The following is a 23787-nucleotide window of genomic DNA, read 5'->3' as shown; positions in this document are numbered from 1 at the left end:
TCCTCAGCGCCCTTCGGTGGGCGTGGAAACCGGTGCCAGGTCCGGGTAGAGCGGATGCGCCTGGGCCAGTGCCTCCACCCGGGTCTTCATACCGGACAGGTCAGCGGCCGGCCCGGCGATGAGGGCCTCGGCGATGATGTCCGCGACCTCGCGGAACGCCGCGTCGCCGAAGCCGCGGGTGGCCAGCGCCGGCGTGCCGATGCGCAGGCCGGAGGTGACCATGGGCGGCCGCGGGTCGAACGGCACCGCGTTGCGGTTCACCGTGATGTCGATGGCCGCCAGCAGGTCCTCGCCCTGCTGGCCGTCCAGCTCGGAATTGCGCAGGTCAACCAGGACCAGGTGCACGTCGGTGCCGCCGGTCAGCACCGTGATGCCCTTCTCCGCGACGTCCTGCTGCGACAGCCGCTCGGCCAGGATGCGTGCGCCCGCCAGCGTGCGCTGCTGGCGGTCGGCGAATTCTTCGGAGGCGGCAACCTTGAACGCCACGGCCTTGCCCGCGATGACGTGTTCGAGCGGCCCGCCCTGCTGGCCGGGGAACACCGCGGAATTGATCTTCTTGGCGATGTCCGCCTCGTTGGTCAGGATGATGCCGCCGCGCGGACCCGCCAGCGTCTTGTGCGTGGTGGACGTGACCACGTGGGCGTGCGGCACCGGGCTGGCGTGCAGGCCGGCGGCCACCAGGCCGGCGATGTGCGCCATGTCCACCATCAGGTACGCCCCGACGTCGTCGGCGATCCGGCGGAATTCCGCGAAGTCGAGTTCGCGCGGGTAGGCGGACCAGCCGGCGATGATCAGCTGCGGCTGGTGCGCGTGCGCCAGCCGCTCCACCTCCGCCATGTCGACCCGGTGGTCCTCCTCGGAGACGCCGTAGGCGGCCACGTTGTAGAGCCTGCCGGAGAAGTTGATCTTCATGCCGTGGGTCAGGTGCCCGCCGTGGGCCAGGTTCAGGCCCAGGATCGTGTCGCCGGGCTTGATCAGGGCGTGCATCACAGAGGCGTTGGCCTGCGCGCCGGAGTGCGGCTGGACGTTGGCGAAGCCGGCGCCGAACAGCTCCTTGACCCGGTCGATGGCCAGCTGCTCGATCACGTCGACGTGCTCGCAGCCGCCGTAGTACCGGCGCCCCGGGTAACCCTCGGCGTACTTGTTGGTCAGCACCGAGCCCTGCGCCTGCATGACGGCGACGGGGGTGTGGTTCTCCGAGGCGATCATTTCCAGCCCGGACTGCTGGCGGCGCAGCTCATTGTCGATCTGGGCGGCGATTTCCGGATCGAGGACACCCAGGTCCGCGTTCAGGCTGGTGCTGGCGACCGCCGTCATTGCCGCGGTCATGCTACTTCACCACCGTTGGCGGAGGCGTACTCCTCGGCGGAGAGCAGCGGGCCTTCCTCCGACACCTGGACGGTGAACAGCCAGCCGGCACCGTAGGGGTCATCGTTGATCACGGCGGGATCGGCCACGGCGTCGCCGTTGACTTCGATGACCTCGCCGGTCACCGGGGAGTAGAGGTCCGAAACGGACTTGGTGGACTCGATTTCACCGCAGGTCTCGCCGGCCGTCACGACGGTACCGACCTCGGGGAGATCCACGTACACGATGTCGCCCAGCGCCTCGGTTGCCACGGCAGAGACGCCGATCCTGGACGGGCCGGAACCGTCGGCGGCCACCCATTCGTGCTCCGCGGAGTATCGTAGTTCGGCGTTGACTTTGCTCACTGTGATGCCTTTCTTAACACGCTTTTGTTGAGGAGATGAGAGGAGGTCGCCTCGGCCCCTGTAGTGCACCCGTTTTTGTTCGCCGTGACGCTTAGTGCGCGGAAGCACGTGCGGACGGCGATCATGGCTTCGATGAAGCGGTCGCTGGCCGCCAGATCCCCGGACTCCTTGGCTCGAGGATCAGGGCGCCGGGCACCGGGAACGACGGGGCGGGGATCAAGGTGGGGCCAGGGCCGGCAACCAAGTCTTTGAATGTCTGCGGAGGACGCGCCGCTGCAGGTAGGAAGTCATGAGGAACTCCAAGATCGGGCCGGCCCGAGGGCTCGGCTGGGATTGGGGTTCCTCCCCGCTCTGTATCTGACCTGAGAGATTCCGCGGAGTGTGTTCCGCTTGCACCGTCGGTGAGCCAGGCTGCTGCCTGACTGCTTTCCAGAGTTGCCTCGCCGCGGCGGTACATGGGCCTGAGAGATTCCTGGGGAGGATTTGCTCCTACGGCGCCTGCCCGGATGGTGTGCGGAGAGGACTCTCCCGCCGCGGTTCGAAAGGCATTCAGTTGTGGGTGATTCGCCTCACACCCTACACGCAGGGCCGGTGGGATCCCAAATTGCCGCCGCCAAACATCGGGCCCCGTCGCCGCTCCAAGGTTTGCGCCGGCCGCCAATTCAAGGTCCCGTCCCGCTAGCCGTCACTCTCCGGTCCCGGCGGCCGCCACTCTCCGATCTCGCCGGCCGCCTCTCCGGTAGTGCCGGCACCCGTCCAGGGTCGCGTGCGCCGCTGCGCGTCCGGGAGAACGCCGATGCCTACACAATGAATGGATTCATCAGTATGCTTTCCGTTGATGTCGTCGAGAGGAAGGCTGATGACCAAGGCGCCGGTACCGCCGGGCCGTTGACAAGAGTCGACAGGTTTCGACAACGGGTTGGAACGAATGGCGCTTTGCGCCGGAGACGGAGATTTTGATGAGCAACGACATGGGACGCACGCCGCTATCGCCGGAGGAACTCGAATCGCAGTCCGGGACCGCGCTGCCGGACAAGGAAGTCGCGTCCATCCTGGATCTGAATGCCGATCTCGACCTGGCCATCGATGCGGCCGCGCCGATCGACCTGGCCGTCGCGGCGAACGCCAACGTGGCGGCCCCCATCGATGCCGCGGCCTCGGCCAACCTCCTCTCGGCCGGCTCCACGGCGCAGGCCCTGTCCGACCAGGGAGTCATCATCAACCAGGGCATCACCGCCGACGCGACCGCCGAGTCCACCCAGGACAGCACCATCGACCAGGGCAATGACACTGTGGAGGATGCCGGGACTACGGCCGGGTCCGCTGCCGGGACGGGCGCCGCCGTCGGTGATTCTGGCCTTGCCCAGAAGGCCACCGGGCAGGAGGCAACTGCCCCTGCGCTGCTTCCCGACGGCACCCTGCCCGACACCGGATCCGTCACGGAAGGCCTTGGGTCGACCCTCGACGGGAACCTGCTCAACGTCAACGTTAATCTGGCCGCGGACGCCGATATTGCCGCCCCGATCAACGGCGCCGTTGCCGCCAACGCCAACGTTGCCGCGCCGATCGACGCCGCGGTGGCCGCGAATATCGGTTCGGTCGACAGCAACGCCGTCGCGGTGGCGCAGCAGGACGCCATCATCAACCAGCAGATTGACGGCAGCGCCGAGGCCAGCGCCGGCCAGCAGTCCGATCTCGAACAATAGTCCCTGAATGAGCATCAGTCCGAGCCGGCCGCCGGCCAAGAGTGACCCGCTGCCCGGCGGCCGGCCGGCTGCCCCTTCGGTTGACGTCCCGACGCTGGCCGAGGGCGTGCAACTCCTCGGACCGGCACAGGGATCCGGCTACCGGGAGCCGCCCGCCCTGGTCCGGCGCGCAGACGGCCAGACGCTCCAGCTCACCCCACTCCTGTATGCGGTCCTGGAGGGCGTGGACGGCTCCCGAAACCTCGACCAAATTGCCGAACACGCCGGCGAGACGTCCGGCCGGCTGATCACTGCCGGAAACGTGCAGACCCTGATGGAAAAGCAGCTGCTGCCGCTGGGCCTGCTGCGGCTCGCGGACGGCTCGCAGCCCGAAGTCAAAAAGGCCAGCCCGCTGCTGGGCATGCGGTTCCGCTACACGGTCACGGATCCCGCGCTGACCCGGAAGCTGACCGCTCCGTTCGCCGTCCTCTTCCACCCGCTGATCGCCCTGCCCGTGACCTTGGCCTTCCTGGCGGCGTGCTGGTGGGTGCTCATGGTCAAGGGCCTCGGCTCGGCAACGCACCAAGCCTTCGCCAACCCCGGGCTGCTGCTTTTGGTGTTCGCCATCACCCTCCTTTCGGCCGGCTTCCACGAGTTCGGCCATGCCGCCGGCGCGCGCCGCGGCGGCGCAACCCCGGGAGCCATGGGCGTGGGCCTGTACCTGATCTGGCCCGCCTTCTACACCGATGTCACAGACTCCTACCGGCTGGGACGCGGCGGCCGGCTCCGCACCGATCTGGGCGGCCTGTACTTCAACGCCATCGTCGTGGTGGGCACGATAGGCGCCTGGTGGCTCACCGGGTTCGACGCGCTGCTGCTGGTGGTGGTGACCCAGATACTGCAGATGGTGCGCCAACTGCTGCCCCTGGTCCGCTTCGACGGGTACCACATTCTCGCCGACGCCACCGGGGTTCCCGACCTGTTCCAACGGATCAAGCCCACCCTGCTGGGGCTGCTGCCCTGGCGGTGGTCCGATCCCGAACCCAAGCTGCTCAAGCCCTGGGCCAGGGCCGTCGTGACAGCCTGGGTCCTGGTCACGGTTCCGCTGCTCCTGTTCTGCCTCGTCATGATGGTGGTCTCGCTTCCCCGGATTTTGGGGACGGCCTGGGCCAGCATCATGGACCAACAAAGGCTGCTGGCCGCCGCCGGTTCGGACGGCGACGTCGCCGGAATGGCCGTGCGCGTCCTGGCGATCACCGCCGTCGCGCTTCCCATTCTCGGGATTGCCTACATCCTGCTGCGGATGGCCCGCCAGCTTGGCACGGCGGTCTGGGCGAAAACGCGTGGCCGGCCGCTCCGGCGGGTGACCGCGATGGCCGCCGCCGCGGCCGTTCTCGCCGGCCTGGCCTGGGCCTGGTGGCCCGACGACGGAGCCTACCGCCCGGTGCAGCCCTACGAACGCGGAACCCTGTTCGATGCGGCGGCTTCCTTCGCCCCGATATCACCGGCGGGGCTGGCCGAAGGCCGCTCAGGGCAAACGGTGGCGGCGTGGCCCTCCGGTACTGATCTGCCCACGGCGGAGGATCCGCAACTGGCCATGGTCCTCGTTCCCCGCGACCTGCAGGCCGGGCAGCAGGAGACCGCTACGGCGGCCACCGGCGAGGATTTACAGCACGACGGCGGTTCCGGCACCGCCGGTTCTGAAGCCGGCGCCGGCACACCGCCGGCCTGGGTCTTCCCGTTCGACCGGCCGCTGGCCCCCGAGGAGGACGGAAACCAGGCCCTTGCCGTCAACATTGAGGACGGATCCGTGGTCTACGACGTCGCCTTCGCCCTAGTGTGGGCCGAAGACGGGCCGGTGGACGCCACGAACGAGGCCTACGCCTTCGCGTCGTGCCGGGGCTGCACGGCAGTCGCCGTCGGCTTCCAGGTTGTCCTGATCCTCGGCCAGGCCGACGTCGTCGTCCCCCAAAACCTTTCCGCGGCGGCCAACTACAACTGCGTCGAGTGCCTCACCTACGCGCTCGCCAGCCAGTTGGTCCTCACCTTGGACGGCCCGCTCAGCGACGTCGGCATGGAGAAACTGGCAGCCCTGTGGGAGGAGATCGCGGCCTACGGCCGGTCGCTCGAAGACGTCCCGCTGGATGAAATCCAGGCCCGGCTGAACGACTACAAGATGCGCATCCTTGGCATCATCGAACGGGACGCCGCCATCGGTGACGGCAGCGCCGACGCAGGCAACGATGATGCGGCGTCCGGTACTGAGCAAACCTCCGAGCCGACCTCGGAGCCGGAGTCCCCGTCGGGCACGCCTCCGGCGGACACCGGCAGCGACCTGCCGCCGGCCCCAGCAGAGGCGCCCGCCGGAGAGGCCGACCCCGGTGCGGCGACGACGTCCCCGGCACCGATGCCTACCGGCACGCCGCAACCCGACCCCGCCCCCGCGCAGGAGCCTGCCCCCGCACCCACTCACGCCGACGAACCCGCTCCGGCGCCAAGCGGGTGACGCCCGGCAGCTGCCGCCAGAGCGTGGCGAGCGGCTACGGGCAGAGCCCCGCAGCGCTTGGGTACCGCCAGCGCCCAGCTGCGCCCGGTTGGCCCGGGGGCAGCAGGGTCACCGGGTGGCGCCGGCGGGTTCGTCCTCGAGGTCCTCGGGCGCCCGGAGGTCCATCTCGAGCAGCGGCACCACCTTGGACTTGGTGATGAAGCGGTGGGCCAGCCACAGGGCGATAAAGACCGGCAGCCCGATGTAGGAGGAAAGCACCTCCATGCCCCGTCCGGCAAGCACGGCCTCGTAGTTCTGTCCGGCGATCACCAGGACCAGCAGGGCGAAGGCCAGCAGCGGACCGATGGGGAACAGGGAGGCCTTGTACGGCAAGTCGCTGACCTTGTTGCCCTGCGCCAGAAAGCCGCGCCTGAAGCGGTAGTGGGAGACAGCGATTCCCGCCCACACGATAAAGCCGCACAGGCCGGACATGTTCAGCAGCCAGGAGTAGGCAGCGCCCTGACCGACGATCGCGGAGAGGAACCCGAAGAGACCTACCGCCGCGGTGGCCAGCAGCGCCGGAATCGGCACACCGCGCGCATTGGTGCGTCGGAAGATCTTCGGCGCCTTGCCGTCATGGGCCATGGCGTAAAGCATGCGCGTGGAGGCATACAGTCCGGAGTTGCCCGCCGAGAGGATGGCGGTCAGGATCACCGCGTTCATCAAAGCCGCCGCGAAGGCAATCCCGGCGCGCGAGAAGACGAGCGTGAACGGGGATACTGCCACGTCGGCCTCGCCGGAGGCCAGCAGACTCGGATCGGTGAACGGGATCAGGCAGCCGATGATGAAGATGGCGCCAATGTAGAAGAGCATGATGCGCCAGAAGACCGTGCGGATGGCCTTCGGCACTTCGCGGCGCGGGTTCTTGGCTTCGCCCGCGGCCACGCCCACCAGCTCGGTGCCCTGGAAGGAGAACCCGGCAATCATGAAGACCGAGATGATCGAGACCCAACCGCCGTGGAACACATCATCGCGGTTTTCCCAGTTGCTCAGGCCCGGGGAGTTGTCCCCAAGGATGCCGAAGATCATCAGCACACCGGCGATCAGGAAGAGCACAACTGCGGCGACCTTGATCAGGGAGAGCCAGAACTCCGACTCCCCGAAGGACTTGGCGGAGAGGGCGTTGAGCCCGGTCAAGACGAGCAGGAAGATCCCGGCCCACACCCAGCCCGGGACTCCCGGGAACCAGAAGTCCATGATGATTCCGGCGGCGACCAGCTCGGCCGCCACCGTGATGGCCCAGTTGAACCAGTAGTTCCAGCCGATAGCGAACCCGAACGACGGCGAGACAAAACGGGTGGCAAAGGTCTGGAAGGAGCCGGCGACCGGAATCTGGGCCGACATTTCGCCCAGCGACTGCATCAGCAGGAACACCATCAGTCCGACCAACGCATAGGCGGCCAAGGCTCCGCCGGGACCCGCCTGGGAAATCGTGCCGCCCGAGGCCACGAACAGCCCCGTGCCGATCGCACCGCCGATGGCGATCATTTGCAGGTGGCGGCTGCTCAGCCCGCGCTTGAGTTCGTTGTCGGCCCTGCCGGAGGTGCGGCCCGCCCCTGTCCCTGGCAAGGATCCGCGTCCTGTTTCTGCAGCGGGTGTGGGTGCGACAGCACGGTCGTCTGCATGCGTGGGGGAGCCAAGTCCCATTGTGCCTCCGGAAGGTAGCAGCGGTGGTTCAGCTTTCCGGGCGGGCCCGCCGGAAAGGACGGTGATCAAGCTAACACGCGCAGAAAAAGAGTCATTAAGCGGGGCAGATGTTGCTGACAAGAACTTCAAAATCTTACGAGTACCGGTGTCTCCGCACGAAAAGCAGCAGAGTTGCTAACCCAGCCGCGCTTTTACGTAGATGTCTCTTGTTCATCTGATAGGGGCCCTGCTGGATGCCCGGTGGCTGACATGCAGGTTCAGCGGTGTCCCTGGAATGCCTGCCATGTCAGCTCGGCCAGGGCGGCCTGGCCGCCGGGGCCGGGGTGGAAGTAGTCCAGGGTGCTGATTTCGTTCGCGGAGAACTTGTAGGCGTACACGGCGCCCCGGTCCCAGTGGCAGTTCCCGTACCGCGCACAGGTGTCCGCGAGGATCTCATTGAAGGCCCGCTGGCGGGCAACCACTTCCTGCCGCTGGTCCTCGGTGACCGCTGCGCCGAGCATGGACGGGCAGGTTCCGGCGGCCGCCCAGACCCGCCTGGCCTCCTGATCGGTGCGCAGGACGGACCACAGGCGATGAAGGTCGGGAATGCTGCTGACGTAGATGCGGGCCTGCGGCAGCCCGCGGTGCAGCGCCTCGAGGGCAGTCGCGACGTGCCTGGCGAAATCGGCGGTGGACGTCATCGCTGATGCCGACGAGGCACACAGGTCGTTGGCCCCGATGAGCAGGGTGATGTAGTCCGCCTTTTGGGCCACGGCCATGGACGCCTGTCGAGGAATATCTGCCGCCTTGGCGCCGCTTGCCGAGTCGTTGAAGTTGTTGTTGTTGATCTGGGGGTGCAGCGCCGCCAGCCGCTCGTAGTGGCTGCGGATGTCGTCGGACCGATCGTCGCCGGTGGACCAGGACTTGGCCGGGTAGTTGCCGGGCCGGCAACAGGTGTTTGCGGCCTGGGTAATGGAATCTCCGAGTCCCGCAATGGCACTTGGATCCGATCGCGGGGCGACGGATCCAGGCAAAGCAAGCAGCGCCAACAGCATCAGCGGCAGGATCAGGAACCGGACGGTGCTGCCCACGGAACCTTCTCCATGTCGACGACTCTAATCACCGACAGCAACTGCCGCCATAGAACGAGGACGATACGTGAATCCTCCCGGGCGTCATGGATGCCTGGCAGGAGCGGCACCAAGCAGCAGATGGCGCGTGTCTTGGTCCGGGGAGCGTCCGGTCGACGTAGGCTCAAGTCATGGATGGCGAAGTGACCGAGTTGGAAGGGCAAACCACCATCAATGAGCTGCTGGACGAGCCGGTCGGCGTTTCACACATCCAGATGACCCTGCCGATCTATGTCCAGCTCCGGGCAGGCGAGTTCCGCCGTCTTTCCTGAACACTCCGGCGCAGGTCACCCTCTGCCCGGCGGCCGCGCCGGCGATGCTTTTCCGGAGCGCCTCGCTACACTGACGGCATCGACGGTGATCGGGGGACGGGCACGGTGAAGCGGAAGCGGCGGCAGGGAAGCCGGGGCCGGAGGCCTGGGTCGGTGATGGCGGCAGTGCTGGCGGTGGGCACCCTGGCGGCCTGCGGGCAGCTGCCGGGAGACCCGGGGGAACCAGCAGGGCCCGAGGCCGAGTTGGTTGACGCCGTCGATTGCACAACAGCACAGCACATGGTCGAACCAGGGAATCCGTCCGCACCTCCGCCGCCGGCGGTCGGCGCCGTGCCCGAAGGCTTCGCGCCCGTCGACGTCATCCGCTGTGATGCCCTGGCGATGGCAACCGTCGAGGACGAGGAAGGCCTGTGGTCGGCGGTCACGGAAGAGCGCCTCACCGGAAACGTTGACGCGCTGCTCACTGCGCTGGCGCAGCCCAGCGACGGACCCAGGGCGAACCTGGTCTGCACCGCTGACATGGAAATGGTCCCCGATCTGTGGTTGGTGGATGCGGCCGGCAAGGCCATGCGTGCCGCGTGGCCGACGGATTCCTGCGGCAAGACGAAACCCGGGGTCCGCGAGGTCCTGGCGGGCATGACCGTGATCGAGTCGACCCAGCACCGGCTGGAACTGATCCAGCCGAGGGCGGCACTGGATGCCGGTTGCCCCGCCGAGTGGGGCTTCAAGGCGATGCCGGGAGTGACTGAGCTGGCGCCGTTCGAGCAGCCGGGAGCGGCGCAGCCGCGCGGCAGCGGCGAGGGCGTGCCGGGTTCCCCCGGCCTTTTGCCACGCGCCGGCGAGGTCGACGCCTTGAGGATCTGCCAGTACCGGACCGCGCCGGTGCCGGCCGCAGAGGATGAACTGCCCGCCGACGCGCAGCCGGATCTGAATTTTGGCGTCATCCAGATCGTGTCGGGGATTTTTTCCAAGGGCGGGAGCCTGGAGGGCACGGCAAAGGACGCCCTCCTGGACGCGGCCGCACAGGATCCGGATGCTGGCGAATGCGCCGACGACGCAACGGAGTTTGCGGTGCTCTGGCCGCTCGCCGAGGGGCAGGGCGCCGGTGCTCCGCTGACGGTGGAACTCGACGGTTGCCGGCGGCTCTTCGCTCCCGACGGCGCCGGCCGGACGTTGCCGGACGAGGCGCGCACCGCCGTCGTCACGGCACTGGAAAAGTGAGGCGGGCCTGATGGTGACGGACAAAGTCGCCCTCGTAACCGGAGCGTCCTCCGGGATCGGGGAACACACCTCACGCGAACTGGCACGCGAAGGCTTCACCGTCTACGCGGCCGCGCGCCGGGTGGAGAGGATGCGCCCGCTGGAAGAGCACGGGGTGCGCGTCCTCGAGATGGACCTGGCCGACGACGCATCGATGGTGCGCGGGGTGGAGCACATCCTGTCGGAGCAGGGACGGCTGGACGTGCTGGTCAACAATGCCGGGTACGCCTCCTACGGCGCCATCGAGAACGTGCCGCTGGAGGACGCCCGGCAGCAGTTCGACGTGAACCTGTTCGGCCTGGGGCGGCTCATCCAGCTGGCGGCCCCGGCCATGCGGGCCCAGGGCAGCGGGCGGATCATCAACCTCTCCTCGATCGGCGGCGTGTTCTACGAACCCCTCGGCGGCTGGTACCACGCGGCGAAATTCGCGGTCGAGGGTTTGTCGGACTGCCTTCGAGTCGAGCTCAAGCCCTTCGGCATCGACGTTGTGATCGTCGAGCCCGGGCCGATCCTGACCGAGTGGGACGCCATCGCGGTGGAGAGCCTGCAGCAGAGTTCCGAAGGCACGGCCTACGCGCCGCAGGCAGAGAGCGTGGCGCGGGCGATTGCCGGGGCGTACACGGAACGCACGGGAACGCGGCCGGACGTTGTTGGCCGCCGCATCGCCCGGGTGGCGGCCGCTCGGCGCACGCGCACCCGGTACCCGGTCGGCAGGGGCGCGCGGACGATCATGGGCGCTCGCCGGCTGCTGCCCGACGGGGTCTTCGACGCCGTGCTCGCCAGGATCTACCAGCGCTGAGCCGGAGCGGAAGGGCTGCTAAGACGCGCCGGAGCGGCTGCCTTTCAGGGAGGCTCCCAGGTGATCGCGCAGGGTGTGTCCCGAATAGGCGGTCCGGAACCGGCCCCGGGCCTGCAGTTCCGGCACCACGCCGTTGACGAAGTCTTCGAGCGAGGACGGGTAGAGGGCCGACATGATCACGAAACCGTCAGCCGCCTCAGAGTCGTAGAGTTCGCACAAGTAGTCGGCGATGTCCGCCGGATCGCCCACGGGCTGGGGTTTCAGCTGGTTCATGGCCTGCGCCATCGCCAGCTCGCGGACGGTCATGGATTCCCGGCGGGCTGCGGCCAGGAGCATCTGTTCAAAACCCTCGCTGCCCGTGGCCCCGCGATGGGCCAGCAGCAACTCCTCGGCGCTGCCGTCCGGCGTCAGGTCCTCCCGGGCCGCGTGGAGGAGCCGGCCCAACTTCGTCAGGACGTCCTCCTCGTCGAGTGCCGCCTCCAGACCCCGCAGCGCCCCGCGGGCGGCGGCTGGCGTGGCACCGGTAATCGGCTGAACCGCCGGGAGCACGGCCAGCTGATCCGGATTCCGTCCGGCGGCCGCAGCGCGGGCCCGCAGTTCGGTCCGCACCGCGCGCATGGCGTCCGGAGTGTCGGCGACGGCGAACACGACCTCGGCCCAGCGGGCGGCGAACTCCATGCCGCGCGGGGAGGATCCGGCCTGCATGAGCACCGGCCTTCCCTGCGGGCTGCGCGGCAGGGTGATCGGACCGCGGCTCAGCGGACCCTCGTCGCCGCCGGACCGGGACCGTTCCGGTACCCGGTGGACACGCTCCGGATCCGCAAACCGGCGTCCCGGCACGTCCAGTGTCAGCGCCCCGGGCTCCCAGGTCTCCCATAGGTCCACCACGGCCTGGACGACGTCGTCGGCCCGGTCGTAACGCTCCGACTTGGGCGGGATGGCGGCCAGGCCGAAGTTGGCGGCCTCGGCGTCGGTGGTGGACGTGACGATGTTCCAGGCGACCCGGCCGCCAGAGAGGTGATCCAGCGAGAGCAGCTTCCGGGCGATGGTGTAGGCAGGGGTGAAGGTCGTGGAGATGGTGGCGGCCAAGCCCAGGTGCCGGGTCGCGCCGGCAACCAGTGACAGGGTGACCAAGGGGTCGAGATAGATGGCGCCCTTGCCGCCGGTGACCAGCGTGGTGGCGTAGTCGCCCGCGTTGTCCTCGGGGACGGCCAGCGCGTCGGGCAGGAACAGCATGTCGAAGCAGCCTCGTTCCAGCGTCCGGCCCAGATCGAGGTAAAACTCCGCGCTCATCCAGTCCCGCCGGGAGAGCGGATGCCGCCAGTTCTCGGAATACTGGCTGGTCGGCGGGTTGACCATCGCCACCAGGTGCATGCCGTCGGATGTCTGCACTGTCGCGCCCTTCTGTTGAGTGAACAGGGCACGGGTGTGAGGGTTGCTCCCTGCGCTGGCATGATCCAGATCAGGTTCAACGGTCGAAACTTGAGAAGCTTCCTCTCAGCCCGGCTCACCGGACTCCCGTGTACAAGCCAGCAGCCTACCGGCAGCCGCACCGGGCGGCGAAAGGCCGCCGGCACGACGGCGTCATACTCCCGGCCGTTACTGCTGTGCGGGGAGCATGCTGCCGGTCTCCACGAAGCGCTGGTGCCAGGACAAGGCCTCGCCGAGCAGGTGCGGGGTGTGCTTGCCGAAGCTGTCCCGGCAGGCCCGGTCGAAGTAGTCCTGGAGCATGGGCCGGTAGTCCGGATGCGCGCAGGTCTCGATGATCTTGCGCGCCCGCTGCTTCGGCGCGAGCCCGCGCAGGTCGGCCAGGCCCTGCTCGGTGATCACGATCATCGTGTCGTGCTCGGTGTGGTCGACGTGGCTGGCCATCGGCACGATGCTGGAGACCTTCCCGCCCTTGGCCATGCTGGGGGACATGAAGACGGACAGGTAGCTGTTCCGGGCGAAGTCGCCGGAGCCGCCGATGCCGTTCATGACCTTGGTGCCGGCCACGTGGGTGGAGTTGATGTTGCCGTAGATGTCCGCCTCGATCATGCCGTTGAGCGAGATGCAGCCCAGCCGGCGGACCAGCTCGGGGTGGTTGGAAATTTCCTGGGTGCGCAGGATGATGCGCTCGCGGTAGTAGTCGACGTTGGCGTTGAACTCCTCCAGGCCGGTGCGGCTGAGCGAGAAGGACGTGGCGGAGGCCATGCGCAGCACGCCCTCCTTGAGCAGCTGCAGCATGCCGTCCTGGATGACTTCGGTGTAGGCGGTCAGGCCGCGGTAGCCGCCGGCCGCCAGGCCTTCCAGCACGGCGTTGGGGATATTGCCGACGCCGGACTGCAGCGGGAGCAGCTGCTCGGTCAGCCGCCCGCGCCGGACCTCGTGGTCCAGGAAGTCCAGCAGGTGGCCCGCGATCTGCTGCGACGCGTCGTCGGGCGGGTTGAAGGGGGAGTTCCGGTCGGGCGCGTCGGTGTGCACGACGGCCACGATCTTGTCCGGATCCACCTGCAGGTAGGGTTCGCCGATCCGGTCGTCGGGGTGCTCGAGCGGGATGGGCCTGCGTTCCGGCGGCAGGGCGGTGCCGTAGTAGACGTCGTGCATGCCCTCGAGACCCACCGGCTGGGCGTTGTTGATCTCCACGATGACCTGGCTGGCCTGCCGGAGCCAGGTCATGTTGTTGCCCACCGAGGTGGACGGGATGAGCCGTCCGTCCTCGAGGATGCCCACCGCCTCGACCACGGCCAGGTCGACGTCGCCGAAAAACCCGAACCAGGTGTGCTGGGCGACGTGGCTGAGGTGCATGTCGATGTAGTCCAGCTCGCCGGCATTGATCCGTTCGCGCAGCGCCGGGTCCGACTGGTAGGGCAGGCGCAGCTGCATCCCGTCGACCTTGGCGAGGGCGCCGTCGAGCTCAGGGGCCGTCGAAGCGCCGGTGAGTACGCGGATCTTGAACTGCTCCCCGGCCGCGTGCGCGGTTTCCATCCGTGCCGCGAGCGCCTGCGGCACCGCCTTCGGATAACCGGCGCCGGTGAAGCCGCTCATGGCCACGGTCATGCCGGGTTTGATCAGTTCTGCCGCCTGCTCCGCGCTCATCACGCGCTCGCGCAGGCGGGCGTTGCGAATGCGGTCTTGCATCGTGCCCCTTCGTCTAAATCTCTCCCTCCACTGTAGGGCCGGGCACGGGTGCCGGGGTTCGGGGCGGAGAAAACGGCACCCCTGGCAGCGGGCGGAGGCGCCGCGCGCCGCGGGATTTCCGGGCGCTGAGCTAGCGCTGCCGCAGTTGGTCCAGCGCGGTCTGCCGAACGCAGGCAGTCAGTTCGTCCAGTACCGGCGAGCTGATTTTCCAGCGCTGCCAGTACAACGGCACGTCCACCGGCAGGTCGGGTGCCAGTTCGTGCAGCGTCCCGTTGCGGACGTCTGCCAAGCACTGTTGCTCCGGCAGCAGGGCCCAGCCGATGCCCAGCCGGACCGCCGAGGCAAACTCCGCCGAGGCGGGCAGATAATGGCGCGGCGCCGCCAGCGCAGCGCCGGTCAGTTCCCGGTAGAAGCGCTCCTGAAGGTCGTCCTTGCGGTCAAAATCGAGCACGGGCGCGGCCGCCAGCCACGCCGGGTCGGCGTGTCCGGTCCCGGCGGGACGCCAGTGAGCCAGGTAGGCCGGGCTGGCCACCGCCCGGTAGCGCAGCGAGCCGAGCGCCTCCACCGAGCAGCCCTGGACCGGTTCCGGCGTCGCCGTCACCGCGGCCGTCACCTGTCCGGCCCGCAGCAGGGAGGTCGAATGCTGCTCGTCTTCGCGGTGGACTTCGAAAAACACCCCGCGGTCGCGCGGCATGCGGGCCAGCGCGCCCAAGAACCAGGTGGCCAGCGAATCGGCGTTGACCACCAGCGGCAGGGCCACGCCGTCGCCATCGCCGCCGAGTTCGCGCTGCGCGTCGGCCTGCAGGACCCGCACCTGCCGCGCCAGCCGCAGGACCACATCTCCGGCCGCCGTCGGCCGCACCGGAGCGGTGCGCTGCAACAGGACCTGCCCGGCCGCATGCTCCATCGCCTTGATCCGTTGCGACACGGCCGAGGGTGTCACGTGGAGCGCGCGGGAGGCGGCATCGAAACTGCCCTCCTGAACGACGACGGCGAAGGTCGCCAGATGGTCGAACTGGAACGGCTGCATAAGGCAAGCTTACGTAACTGAAGTTTCTTTAGCTGTACTGAAGCTGCGGTTGTCAGTAGCGTCGACTGTTGTGACTACCGCTATTGCTCCCACAATCTTGCTGGGCCTGGGCACCGGGCTGGCCCTGATCGTCGCCATCGGCGCGCAAAACGCCTTCGTGCTGCGCCAGGGCATCCGCGGCGAGCACATCGGCGTCGTCGTTGTCATCTGCGCGGTGTCCGACGCACTGCTGATCACCGCCGGGATTGCCGGCATCGGCGCCGTGATCGAGGCCGCTCCGGCGGTGGTGGACGTCATCCGGTTGGGCGGGGCGGCGTTTCTGCTGGCCTACGCGGTGTTCGCCGCCAAACGGGCGATCAGGCCGGGCGTGCTGACCGCCTCGGCCAATCGCGCCGGCGGCGGATTGGCCGCAACGGCTGCCACGGCGCTGGCCCTGACCTGGCTGAACCCGCACGTGTATCTGGACACGGTGCTGCTGCTCGGTTCCATCGCCAACACCCAGGGGCCGGAACTGCGCTGGTATTTCGGCGCCGGGGCCGTAGCGGGCAGCCTCATCTGGTTTTGCGCCCTCGGCTTCGGCGCCCGGCTGCTGCGTCCCTTCTTCGCCCGGCCCGGCTCCTGGCGCCTGCTCGACGGGCTGATCGCCGTCGTCATGCTGGCGCTCGGGCTACGAATGGCCTTCGGCCTCTGATCCGATATGCGAGGATGCCGGTATGGCCACCTCCTTGCTGCTGCTGGCGGACACACACGTGCCAAAGCGGGCGCGGCACCTTCCGGACCAGGTGTGGGACGCGGTGGAGGCGGCCGACGTCGTTTTCCACGCCGGCGATTGGGTCACCGCCGGGCTGCTCCACGACCTGGAAGAGCGGAGCCGGTGGCTGGTCGGGGTGTACGGCAACAACGACGGCGACGACTTGCGCGCGCGACTGCCGGAGATTGCCCGGGCGACCATCGCCGGCGTCCGGTTCGCCATGGTGCACGAAACCGGCGCGGCAAAGGGGCGCGAACAGCGCTGCCAGGCTCGCTTTCCCGATGCCGACGTGCTGGTGTTCGGACATAGCCACATCCCCTGGGACACCACGTCGGCCGGCGGCCTGCGGCTGCTGAACCCGGGTTCGCCCACGGACCGCCGACGCCAGCCGGTCTGCACGTACATGACCGCGACGGCCGACGGCGGCCGCCTCCTCGACGTCGAGTTGGTGCCGGTGGACAGGACTGCCGGCCGAAGGCCTTAGTTGCCTGCTACTGCCTTGCTGACCTCGGCCGGGCTTTCGTACTGCTTGTCGGGGAGATTCTTGAGCGCCGAGAGGACGTCGTCCCCGGCTCCGGATTCTTCCGCCTTCTTCACCAAGTCGCCGGCGGATGCCGGGTAATCGACGCCGCCCAGCGCCTTCTGGATGTCAATGGGACTGGGATTCTCTGCCATGGGAAACCTTCCGATCGAATGGGAATCCCCACGCTACGTGCTGGGCCGGGCACTGGGAAGGGCCCACAGGGGCGAGGGCGCGCCTAGCCGTAATTCGAGCCGCCGCGCGCATCGACACGCTGGTGGCAGATCACGGTTTTGCAACGTTGGTTACTTTACGGTAACGTGCAGTTCGTGCGTGGGTCAGATGACCGCGCCAGGGGATGCCGGAAGTTCCGGCGCGATTTACCCATGGAATGCCCGGACGCTGCCCACGCCTTTCGCCGTCAGAATGGCAGACGTCCACATGACCTCGATTTTGCGAGTGGCTGACGGCGGTGCGGAGACGTTCGGGGACGGACTGAGCATAAGGCGGCCGAACCGGAGCATTGTGAATCCAAATAAAAACCTGAACCTCAGCCGTGCCCTGCGTGGCGGCCTCGCCGCCGTCGCCCTGACCGGAGCCAGCGTTGCGCTGGTTGGACCGGCCGCGAACGCGGCCGACGGGGCAACCTGGGACGCCTTGGCCCAGTGTGAGTCGGGCGGCGACTGGAACATTAACACCGGCAACGGCTACTCCGGCGGCCTGCAGTTCGCCCCGGGCACGTGGGCGGCGAACGGCGGCAGCGGTTCTGCCGCCGACGCAAGCCGCGCCGAGCAAATTGCCGTGGCCGAGAACGTCCTGGACAGCCAGGGCTGGGGTGCCTGGCCTGCCTGCTCGTCCAAGCTGGGACTGTCCGGCGGCGGCGGAGGAGGGTCGCAGGTGAGCAGCCAGTCGGCGCAGATCCAGCAGGCACCCGTCCAGCAGGCACCTGTCGCCCAGGCCCCGGTCCAGCAGGCCCCGGTCGCCCAGGCCCCGGCCGCCGCACCGGCCGCACCCGCGGTCCAGGCGCCGGCGGTCAGCGGCGAAACCTACACCGTCCAGCCCGGCGACACCCTGGGCAAGATCGCCCAGTCCCTGGGCCTTCAGGGCGGATGGCAGGAGCTGTTCGCAGCCAATGCGGACACCGTTTCCGATCCGAACCTGATCTTCGTGGACCAGGTTCTGCAGCTGCCCGCGCAGTAATCCGGCACGTACCCCCGCAGCGTCCCGTTCTCCGTCAGGAGGGCGGGGCGCTGCTGGTTGGGCCCAAAAGACGCGCCCTAGACTGGTAGCAAACCGAGTGAGAGGACGGGCCACTGCTGTGTCCACCGTTGAGAATCGCCCGTGGCTGCAGAACTACCAGCCAGGCGTGCCGGCCGAGATCGACGTACCGACCGAATCCCTGTCGCACATGCTGGAGGACTCGGTCCGCCGGTTCCGGAGGAAGACGGCCCTCGACTTTTTCGGCGCCGCGACCAGCTATCGGGAGCTGGGCCGGCAGATAGACCGGGCGGCGGAAGGCCTGCGCCGGCTCGGCGTAGGTCCGGGCAGCCGCGTGGCCTTGATCCTGCCGAACTGCCCCCAGCACGTGGTGGCCTTCTACGCCGTGCTGCGCCTGGGCGCCGTCGTCGTCGAACATAATCCGCTGTACACCGAGCGCGAACTCCGCCACCAGTTCGAGGACCACGGGGCGACCGTAGCCATTGTCTGGAACAACGTGGTGGCAAAGGTGCAGGCCTTTCCGCCGGATATCGAGGTCAAGGCGATCGTGTCCGTGGACCTCGCCCGGGCGATGCCCCGGGCCAAGCGCCTGGCCCTGCGGCTGCCCGTCCCGGCGGCCAGGACCGCGCGCAAGGCGCTGACCACGCGGGTTAAGGGGACCGTGACGTGGGAGAGGCTGCTGCAGGCCAGGCCGCTGAAGAAGTCGCATCCCGGGCCGGCGGTGACCGACCTGGCGGCCATCCAGTACACCTCCGGCACCACCGGACAACCCAAGGGCGCCATGCTCACGCACCGGAACCTGCGGGCCAACGCGGAGCAGGGCCGCGCGTGGATGCACGGCGTGTCCGAGGGCAAGGAGGTCATGTACGCCATCCTGCCGATGTTCCATGCCTTCGGGATGACCCTGCACCTGACCTTCGGGGTGCTCACCGGCTCGCGGGTGGTCCTGTTTCCCAAGTTTGACGTGGACCTGGTGCTGGCGGCGGCGAAGAAGACCCCGCCCACCATCTTCTGCGCCGTGCCGCCCATCTACGAGCGGACCGCCCGGGAGGCCAGGAAGCGCCGGGTGGATTTGGGGTCCGTGCGGTTCGCCATCTCGGGTGCCATGAACCTGCCGCAGGCCACCGTGGACCTGTGGGAGGAAACCGCCGGCGGCCTGCTGGTGGAGGGTTACGGGATGACGGAGACATCGCCGGTGGCCCTGGGCAACCCGTTCGCGCCGACGCGGCAGAACGGCACGATCGGTGTCCCGTTCCCCAGCACGGAGATGCGGGTGGTTGACCCGGAGGACCCTGCGCGCGACGTCGCGCCGGGCCAGCCGGGCGAACTGCTGATCCGCGGCCCGCAGGTCTTCCAGGGGTACTGGGGCAAGCCGGAGGAAACGGCTGAGGTCCTGCTCGACGGCGGCTGGGTGCGCACCGGCGACATCGTCACCGTGGACGGGCAGCACAACGTCCGCATCGTCGACCGGGTCAAGGAACTGATCATTACCGGCGGCTTCAACGTGTCGCCGTCCGAAGTCGAAGACGCGCTCCGCTCACACCCGGACGTGATGGAGGCCGCCGCGGTCGGCCTTCCCCGCCCGGAGGGCGGCGAGGAGGTGGCGGCCGCCGTCGTGCTTCGCCCCGGAGGTGCCGTCGGGCTGGATGAACAGGGGATGCGGGACTATTGCCGCGGCCGACTGGCCGCGTACAAGGTCCCGCGCCGGATCGTCGCGGTGGAGGAGCTGCCCACGTCGATTTTGGGCAAGGTGCTGCGCAAGCAGGTCAAGGCGCAACTCGCCGCCCGGTGAGGTGCGCGTCCTTGGCGGTTCCGGCAACAAAGTGGGTGACGCGAACAGAGGGGTGACGCGAGCAAAGTGGGTGACGCTGACAGAGGGGGCGGGCACGAGCAAAGTGGGTGACGCTGACAGAGGGGGCGGGCGCGAGCAAAGTGGGTGACGCGTCACATTTCGTCCGCGCTGCAGGCGCCCGGTGTGAGCCGTGACATAGTGGTCCCCGGTGACAGCGCAATGACCGCGCTCTCCGGTTGGGGGAGACCGCGGGCGCTGTCACTTGATTTTTTCGAACTGAGGAAGTGACATGAAGCGAACATTCCTGACGCTGCTGGCCGGTGTCTCCGCGCTTGGCCTGGCGGCTTGTGGATCCGGATCGCCCAGCGGCGGCGGCAACGAGGCCGGCGGGAACGAATCCGCCGGCGCCGGCGACCTGACCAAGGTGACCGTTGGCGTGATCCCGATCGTGGACACCGCCCCCCTCTGGCTCGGTGACTCGAAGGGTTTCTTCGAAGAAGAGGGCCTGGATTTGGACATCCAGAACGTGGCCGGCGGCGCTGCGGCCATCCCCGCCGTGGTCAGCGGTGGCTTCGACTTCGCCTTCGGCAACGTCGTCTCGGTCATGGTCGCCAACGACAAGGGCCTGGACATCCAGCTGGTGGCCAACGGCAACTCCACCTCCGGCGACACCAAGCACGATTTCGGCGGGGTAGTGGTGAAGGGCGATTCGGACATCAAGTCGCCCAAGGACCTGGCCGGCAAGACCGTGTCCGTGAATACCCTCTCCAACATCGGTGACACCACCATCCGCAGCGTGATCGAGGCCGACGGCGGCGACCCCGAGAGCGTGAAGTTCGTCGAGGTCGGCTTCCCGGACGCCCCGGCAGCGCTGGCCAACGGTCAGGTGGACGCCGCGTGGATCCTGGACCCGTTCCTGTCCCAGTCCGTCGAAGATGGCGGCCGCGTGGTCTCCTACAACTTCGCCGACTTCGACAAGAACCTGGATATTTCCGGCTACTTCGCCACCGGTGAGACGGTGTCCGGCGATCCGGAGCTGGTGAAGAAGTTCCAGGCCGCGATGAACCGCTCGCTGGAGTACGCGCAGGAGAACCCGGACGAGGTCCGCGAGATCGTGGGCACCTACACCAAGATCGACGAAGACTCCCGCGCGGAGATGGCCCTGCCCACGTTCCGCAAGGACTTCAACATGGAGGCGGCGCAGAAGCTCGCCGACGCGGCCCTGAAGTACGGCACCCTGCAGAAGCCGGCAGAGCTGGACAAGTTCTTCCCGTAGGCCTCAAAGCCTCACACGGTCGACGGCGGGGCCTCCCCGCGGTCCGCTGCCACCGACAGCGCCTCTCCCGGACGGGAGGGGCGCTGTCTGCATTCCGCAGAGGTTGCTAGATGCGGCTGCGCTCGCCGGGGTCCCGCCACTTGCGCACCGGCGGCGTCCAGCCCTCGATGGCGTCTAGCAGCTCGGCGGCGGAGCCGGCCACGATGACCGCATCCCGGTAGTCCTGCTTGAGGAAGCCGCTGGCTACCAAGCCGTCGATGGTCGCCAGCAGCTGGTCCCAGAAGCCGTTGATGTTCAGGAAGGCCACCGGCTTCTCGTGGATCCCGAGCTGAAGCCAGGTCCAGGCCTCGAAAATCTCCTCCAGCGTTCCGATGCCGCCCGGCAGCGCCACGAAGGCGTCGGCCAGGTCCGCCATCATTTGTTTGCGCTCGTGCATGGAGTCCACCACGTGCAGGGTGCTCAGCCCGACGTGCCCCACTTCGGTCTTGTCCAACGACTCCGGGATCACGCCCACCACGTCGCCGCCGGCTGCCACCGCGCTGTCCGCGACGACGCCCATCAGGCCCACCTGCCCGCCGCCGTACACAATCCCGATGCCACGGGAGGCCAGTTCGGTGGCGAACCGCTCCGCCTCCCGCGCGTAGATGTCGTCCCTGCCGCTGGCCGATCCGGTGAATACTGCAAGTCGCATGCGGCTATTATTCCAGTGCCGCTAGACTCGCTGACCATGAGCGACGTGGACGAGCAAGGCCGCACCGACCCTCCGCTGGCGGCGGGGGAGGTGGAGACCCTGCTGGGTTTCCTGGAGTTCCACCGCGCCACCTTCGAATGGAAGTGCGCCGGCCTGGGTGCCAAGGAGTTGGCGGCGCGGCTGGCTCCGTCGACCATGACGCTGGGCGGGATGCTCAAGCATTTGGCGTTCGTGGAGGACTACTGGTTCTCCCACCGCTTGCACGGGCAGGAACCGCAGCCACCCTGGGACACAGTGGACTGGAAGGCCAGCCCGGACTGGGACTGGCAGTCCGCGGGCGAAAACACGCCGGGACAGCTCCGCCGGATGTGGCAAACAGCCGTGGCACGCTCCCGCTCCCTGACCGCCGAAGCCCTGGCCGACGGGGGCCTGGACGGGACCGGCTCGGCGGCCGGGTCCGCTACCGGGGTTCCCAGCCTCCGCTGGATCCTGGTCCACATGATCGAGGAGTACTCGCGGCACAACGGGCATGCCGACCTGCTGCGCGAGGCAGTGGACGGATTGGTCGGGGAGTAGCGGGCAGCACGGCACCCTGCACTGCCCGTGGCCGACTCCCCGCAGTTGCCAACGTCTTTAGGCCGGACCCCCGCGTCCCGAGCGGACCGGTCCTACTCGGCTTCCCCGCGCGGATACTCGTCGTCCTCGTCGGACTTGACCGGTTCCAGCTGCTCCTGCAGGTCCGCCTCGTTCGCCTCCCAGGTGGAGGTCACCGCCGGCGATGCTTCGTGTTCCAGGTCGTCACTGCGGACTGGAAGGGCCTGTTCCTGCACGTCCGCCTCGTTGGCTTCCGTGATGTCTGCTTCGTGCTGGCTGTTGCTGGTCATCGGGTCCCTCCTCCAAGTTGCGGCGGCTATTGGTACACCATTGTCGGCTTAATCGTGGATCCTATCCACCGGCGACGGACTGGATAATCAGCAGTTCCTGCCCGGGTGCGACCAGCGTCGCCGGTCCCTGCAGCGTGCGGATGTCCTCGCCGTCGAGATACAGGTTGACGTAGCGGCGGATGGCACCGGTTTCGTTGCGGACGCGGCGGTTGAAAACCGGGTAATCGCCGGCCAAGGCGTCCAGGATCTCCGCCACGGATTGCGGACCGGTTGCCGGCACGGTCAGTTCGCGCTGCTCGCCGGTCACCTTCGCCAGCAGGCTGGGCACGACGACGGTGACCGCTTTTTCTGCCACACCCACCACGGGGATCCCTCCTTACAGGGTGGCCGCGCGGACGCACAGGACGTCCGGCAGCCCCGAGGCCACTTCCACGAAGACTTCGCCCTCGTCGGCACTGGCGTACACCGAGCCGCCGCGGGTGCCGAAGTAGACGCCGGCCGGATCGCCGGTGTCCACGGCGGCGGCGTCACGCAGCACCACGTTGTAATCCTGGTCCGGCAGCCCGGTGGCGAAACGCGCCCAGGTGGCGCCGCCGTCGTCGGTCCGGTGCACGGCGAGATGCCCGTCCGGCGGAATCCGCTCGCCGTCGGCCTTGATCGGGACCACCCACGCGGTCCGGGGCCTGCGCGGGTGGGTGAGCATCACGAAGCCGAAATCGGTGGGCAGCCCGTCGGCAATGGACTGCCAGTTGTCGCCGGAATCGTCCGAGCGGTAGACGCCGTGGTGGTTCTGTGCGAAGAGCGTGGACGGATCTGCGGCATCCCGCGCGATCTTGTGGACGCACTGGCCCACCTCGGGATTCGGATCGGGCATGAAGTAGGCGCTGATGCCGTGGTTGCGTGCCTGCCAGCTGGCGCCGCCGTCGGTGGTCCGGTACACGCCCCCGGTGCTCATGGCCACGTGCACGGTGTCCGGATCCTGCGGACTCGGCAGCACCGAATGCACCGCCGCTCCGCCGTAACCGGCCCCCCACTGGTCCTTGTCCGGGTGGTCCCACAGGCTGCGGTTGAGCTCGAAGTGTTCACCGCCGTCGGTGGACTTCCAGACCGAAATCGGTTCGCAGCCGGCCCAGACCACGCCCGGCCGGTCCGCGGCGTCGGGCTGGATCTGCCAGATCCGCTCCACCGCGGCGCCGTCGTTGTCGCCGAAGCGGATGGCGCCGTGCTCCGGTTCGGTCCAGGTCTCGCCGAGGTCCTCCGAGCGGAAGATTGTGGGCCCCCAGTGTTCGGAGCGGGCGCCCACCAGCAGGCGGGTGGAGCCGCCGCGCTGGTCGATCCCGATGCTGGGGATCTCGTTCATCAAAAAGTGCGGGCCGGACAGGGACCAGTTGGTCCGGTCGCGGCTGGTAGCCAGCCACAGCCCTTTCTTCGTCCCGATCGCCAGGACGGTCTCCCCAGTAGCCATGCCACCCATTC

The 23787-nt window shown here is 68.3% G+C and carries 23 protein-coding genes and 2 riboswitches; of the genes, 11 read left to right on the top strand and 12 right to left on the bottom strand.

The annotated features are described in order from the left end of the window. Positions 1-3 precede the first annotated feature (3 nt). Both glyA and gcvH read right to left on the bottom strand, forming a co-directional pair. A complete protein-coding gene (gene glyA, locus AC5RVZ_RS08345; protein ID WP_494065286.1) occupies positions 4-1329 on the bottom strand; it encodes a serine hydroxymethyltransferase in 1326 nt (441 codons plus the stop codon). Then, positions 1326-1712: a glycine cleavage system protein GcvH gene (gcvH, locus tag AC5RVZ_RS08340; protein WP_493989946.1), complete on the bottom strand. Its 387-nt coding sequence runs from the start codon at positions 1710-1712 to the stop codon at positions 1326-1328. The genes glyA and gcvH overlap by 4 nt, the downstream gene beginning before the upstream one ends. 439 nt (positions 1713-2151) lie before the next feature. Beyond that, positions 2152-2253: riboswitch (glycine riboswitch) on the bottom strand. 418 nt (positions 2254-2671) lie between these two features. Here gcvH and AC5RVZ_RS08335 point away from each other — a divergent pair. Next, complete coding sequence (locus AC5RVZ_RS08335; protein WP_494065285.1) at positions 2672-3418, top strand: peptidoglycan-binding protein; 747 nt, start codon at positions 2672-2674, stop codon at positions 3416-3418. Between the two features lie 7 nt (positions 3419-3425). After that, positions 3426-5903 carry a zinc metalloprotease gene (locus AC5RVZ_RS08330; protein ID WP_494065284.1) on the top strand — a complete coding sequence of 826 codons (2478 nt, stop codon included), beginning with the start codon at positions 3426-3428 and terminating at the stop codon, positions 5901-5903. Positions 5904-6011: 108 nt separating this feature from the next. Here the strand turns inward: AC5RVZ_RS08330 and AC5RVZ_RS08325 are convergent, their stop codons facing one another. Beyond that, positions 6012-7589, bottom strand: coding sequence for an amino acid permease (locus AC5RVZ_RS08325; RefSeq protein WP_494065283.1), 1578 nt, complete (start codon positions 7587-7589; stop codon positions 6012-6014). 257 nt (positions 7590-7846) lie between these two features. Then, positions 7847-8659, bottom strand: a complete 813-nt coding sequence (locus AC5RVZ_RS08320) for an SGNH/GDSL hydrolase family protein (RefSeq protein ID WP_494065282.1) — start codon at positions 8657-8659, stop codon at positions 7847-7849. Between the two features lie 170 nt (positions 8660-8829). Here AC5RVZ_RS08320 and AC5RVZ_RS08315 point away from each other — a divergent pair, with 170 nt between their 5' ends. The 3 genes from AC5RVZ_RS08315 (at position 8830) to AC5RVZ_RS08305 (ending at position 11029) form a co-directional block, all read left to right on the top strand. Further along, complete coding sequence (locus tag AC5RVZ_RS08315; RefSeq protein ID WP_493979801.1) at positions 8830-8970, top strand: hypothetical protein; 141 nt, start codon at positions 8830-8832, stop codon at positions 8968-8970. Between the two features lie 153 nt (positions 8971-9123). Then, a complete protein-coding gene (locus AC5RVZ_RS08310) occupies positions 9124-10191 on the top strand; it encodes a hypothetical protein (protein WP_494065281.1) in 1068 nt (355 codons plus the stop codon). 13 nt (positions 10192-10204) lie between these two features. Further along, on the top strand, positions 10205-11029 hold the full coding sequence (locus tag AC5RVZ_RS08305; protein ID WP_494065514.1) for an oxidoreductase: 825 nt from the start codon (positions 10205-10207) through the stop codon (positions 11027-11029). Positions 11030-11047: 18 nt separating this feature from the next. On the opposite strand, the gene AC5RVZ_RS08300 is transcribed toward AC5RVZ_RS08305, so the two are convergent. The 3 genes from AC5RVZ_RS08300 to AC5RVZ_RS08290 form a co-directional block, all read right to left on the bottom strand. Continuing rightward, positions 11048-12421 carry an NtaA/DmoA family FMN-dependent monooxygenase gene (locus tag AC5RVZ_RS08300; RefSeq protein WP_494065280.1) on the bottom strand — a complete coding sequence of 458 codons (1374 nt, stop codon included), beginning with the start codon at positions 12419-12421 and terminating at the stop codon, positions 11048-11050. Positions 12422-12451: 30 nt separating this feature from the next. Further along, a riboswitch (TPP riboswitch) is annotated at positions 12452-12561 on the bottom strand. Positions 12562-12628: 67 nt separating this feature from the next. Further along, positions 12629-14149, bottom strand: coding sequence for a succinyl-CoA:acetate CoA-transferase ScpC (gene scpC / locus AC5RVZ_RS08295; RefSeq protein ID WP_494065279.1), 1521 nt, complete (start codon positions 14147-14149; stop codon positions 12629-12631). 130 nt (positions 14150-14279) lie between these two features. Then, positions 14280-15179 carry a LysR family transcriptional regulator ArgP gene (locus tag AC5RVZ_RS08290; RefSeq protein ID WP_494065278.1) on the bottom strand — a complete coding sequence of 300 codons (900 nt, stop codon included), beginning with the start codon at positions 15177-15179 and terminating at the stop codon, positions 14280-14282. Between the two features lie 70 nt (positions 15180-15249). On the opposite strand from AC5RVZ_RS08290, the gene AC5RVZ_RS08285 reads away from it, so the two are divergent. Beyond that, on the top strand, positions 15250-15870 hold the full coding sequence (locus AC5RVZ_RS08285; RefSeq protein ID WP_494065277.1) for a LysE/ArgO family amino acid transporter: 621 nt from the start codon (positions 15250-15252) through the stop codon (positions 15868-15870). A gap of 22 nt (positions 15871-15892) precedes the next feature. Then, positions 15893-16414: a metallophosphoesterase family protein gene (locus AC5RVZ_RS08280; RefSeq protein ID WP_494065276.1), complete on the top strand. Its 522-nt coding sequence runs from the start codon at positions 15893-15895 to the stop codon at positions 16412-16414. Here the strand turns inward: AC5RVZ_RS08280 and AC5RVZ_RS08275 are convergent. Continuing rightward, positions 16411-16605, bottom strand: a complete 195-nt coding sequence (locus AC5RVZ_RS08275) for a DUF2795 domain-containing protein (protein ID WP_494065275.1) — start codon at positions 16603-16605, stop codon at positions 16411-16413. The two genes, AC5RVZ_RS08280 and AC5RVZ_RS08275, sit on opposite strands and share 4 nt — an antisense overlap. Before the next feature lie 370 nt (positions 16606-16975). Here AC5RVZ_RS08275 and AC5RVZ_RS08270 point away from each other — a divergent pair, with 370 nt between their 5' ends. From AC5RVZ_RS08270 to AC5RVZ_RS08260, 3 genes are all read left to right on the top strand, one after another. Next, a complete protein-coding gene (locus AC5RVZ_RS08270) occupies positions 16976-17650 on the top strand; it encodes a transglycosylase family protein (protein WP_494065274.1) in 675 nt (224 codons plus the stop codon). A gap of 118 nt (positions 17651-17768) precedes the next feature. After that, positions 17769-19460: a long-chain-fatty-acid--CoA ligase gene (locus AC5RVZ_RS08265; protein ID WP_494065273.1), complete on the top strand. Its 1692-nt coding sequence runs from the start codon at positions 17769-17771 to the stop codon at positions 19458-19460. Positions 19461-19749: 289 nt separating this feature from the next. Further along, positions 19750-20736: an ABC transporter substrate-binding protein gene (locus AC5RVZ_RS08260; protein ID WP_494065272.1), complete on the top strand. Its 987-nt coding sequence runs from the start codon at positions 19750-19752 to the stop codon at positions 20734-20736. Between the two features lie 106 nt (positions 20737-20842). Here the strand turns inward: AC5RVZ_RS08260 and AC5RVZ_RS08255 are convergent, their stop codons facing one another. Beyond that, positions 20843-21427 carry an LOG family protein gene (locus tag AC5RVZ_RS08255; RefSeq protein ID WP_494065271.1) on the bottom strand — a complete coding sequence of 195 codons (585 nt, stop codon included), beginning with the start codon at positions 21425-21427 and terminating at the stop codon, positions 20843-20845. 36 nt (positions 21428-21463) lie between these two features. Between AC5RVZ_RS08255 and AC5RVZ_RS08250 the strand changes: the two genes are divergently transcribed. Continuing rightward, positions 21464-22003: a DinB family protein gene (locus AC5RVZ_RS08250; protein ID WP_494065270.1), complete on the top strand. Its 540-nt coding sequence runs from the start codon at positions 21464-21466 to the stop codon at positions 22001-22003. Between the two features lie 92 nt (positions 22004-22095). On the opposite strand, the gene AC5RVZ_RS08245 is transcribed toward AC5RVZ_RS08250, so the two are convergent. The 3 genes from AC5RVZ_RS08245 to AC5RVZ_RS08235 form a co-directional block, all read right to left on the bottom strand. Next, on the bottom strand, positions 22096-22311 hold the full coding sequence (locus AC5RVZ_RS08245; RefSeq protein WP_494065269.1) for an Rv3202a family protein: 216 nt from the start codon (positions 22309-22311) through the stop codon (positions 22096-22098). A 61-nt stretch (positions 22312-22372) separates the two neighbouring features. Further along, positions 22373-22675, bottom strand: a complete 303-nt coding sequence (locus AC5RVZ_RS08240) for a MoaD/ThiS family protein (protein ID WP_494065268.1) — start codon at positions 22673-22675, stop codon at positions 22373-22375. A gap of 12 nt (positions 22676-22687) precedes the next feature. Further along, positions 22688-23785 carry a sialidase family protein gene (locus AC5RVZ_RS08235; RefSeq protein ID WP_494065267.1) on the bottom strand — a complete coding sequence of 366 codons (1098 nt, stop codon included), beginning with the start codon at positions 23783-23785 and terminating at the stop codon, positions 22688-22690. Positions 23786-23787 lie beyond the last annotated feature (2 nt).

The sequence above is a fragment of the Arthrobacter sp. Cza30 genome, assembly GCF_059090765.1.
This window is presented reverse-complemented; position numbering and strand designations above follow the sequence as displayed.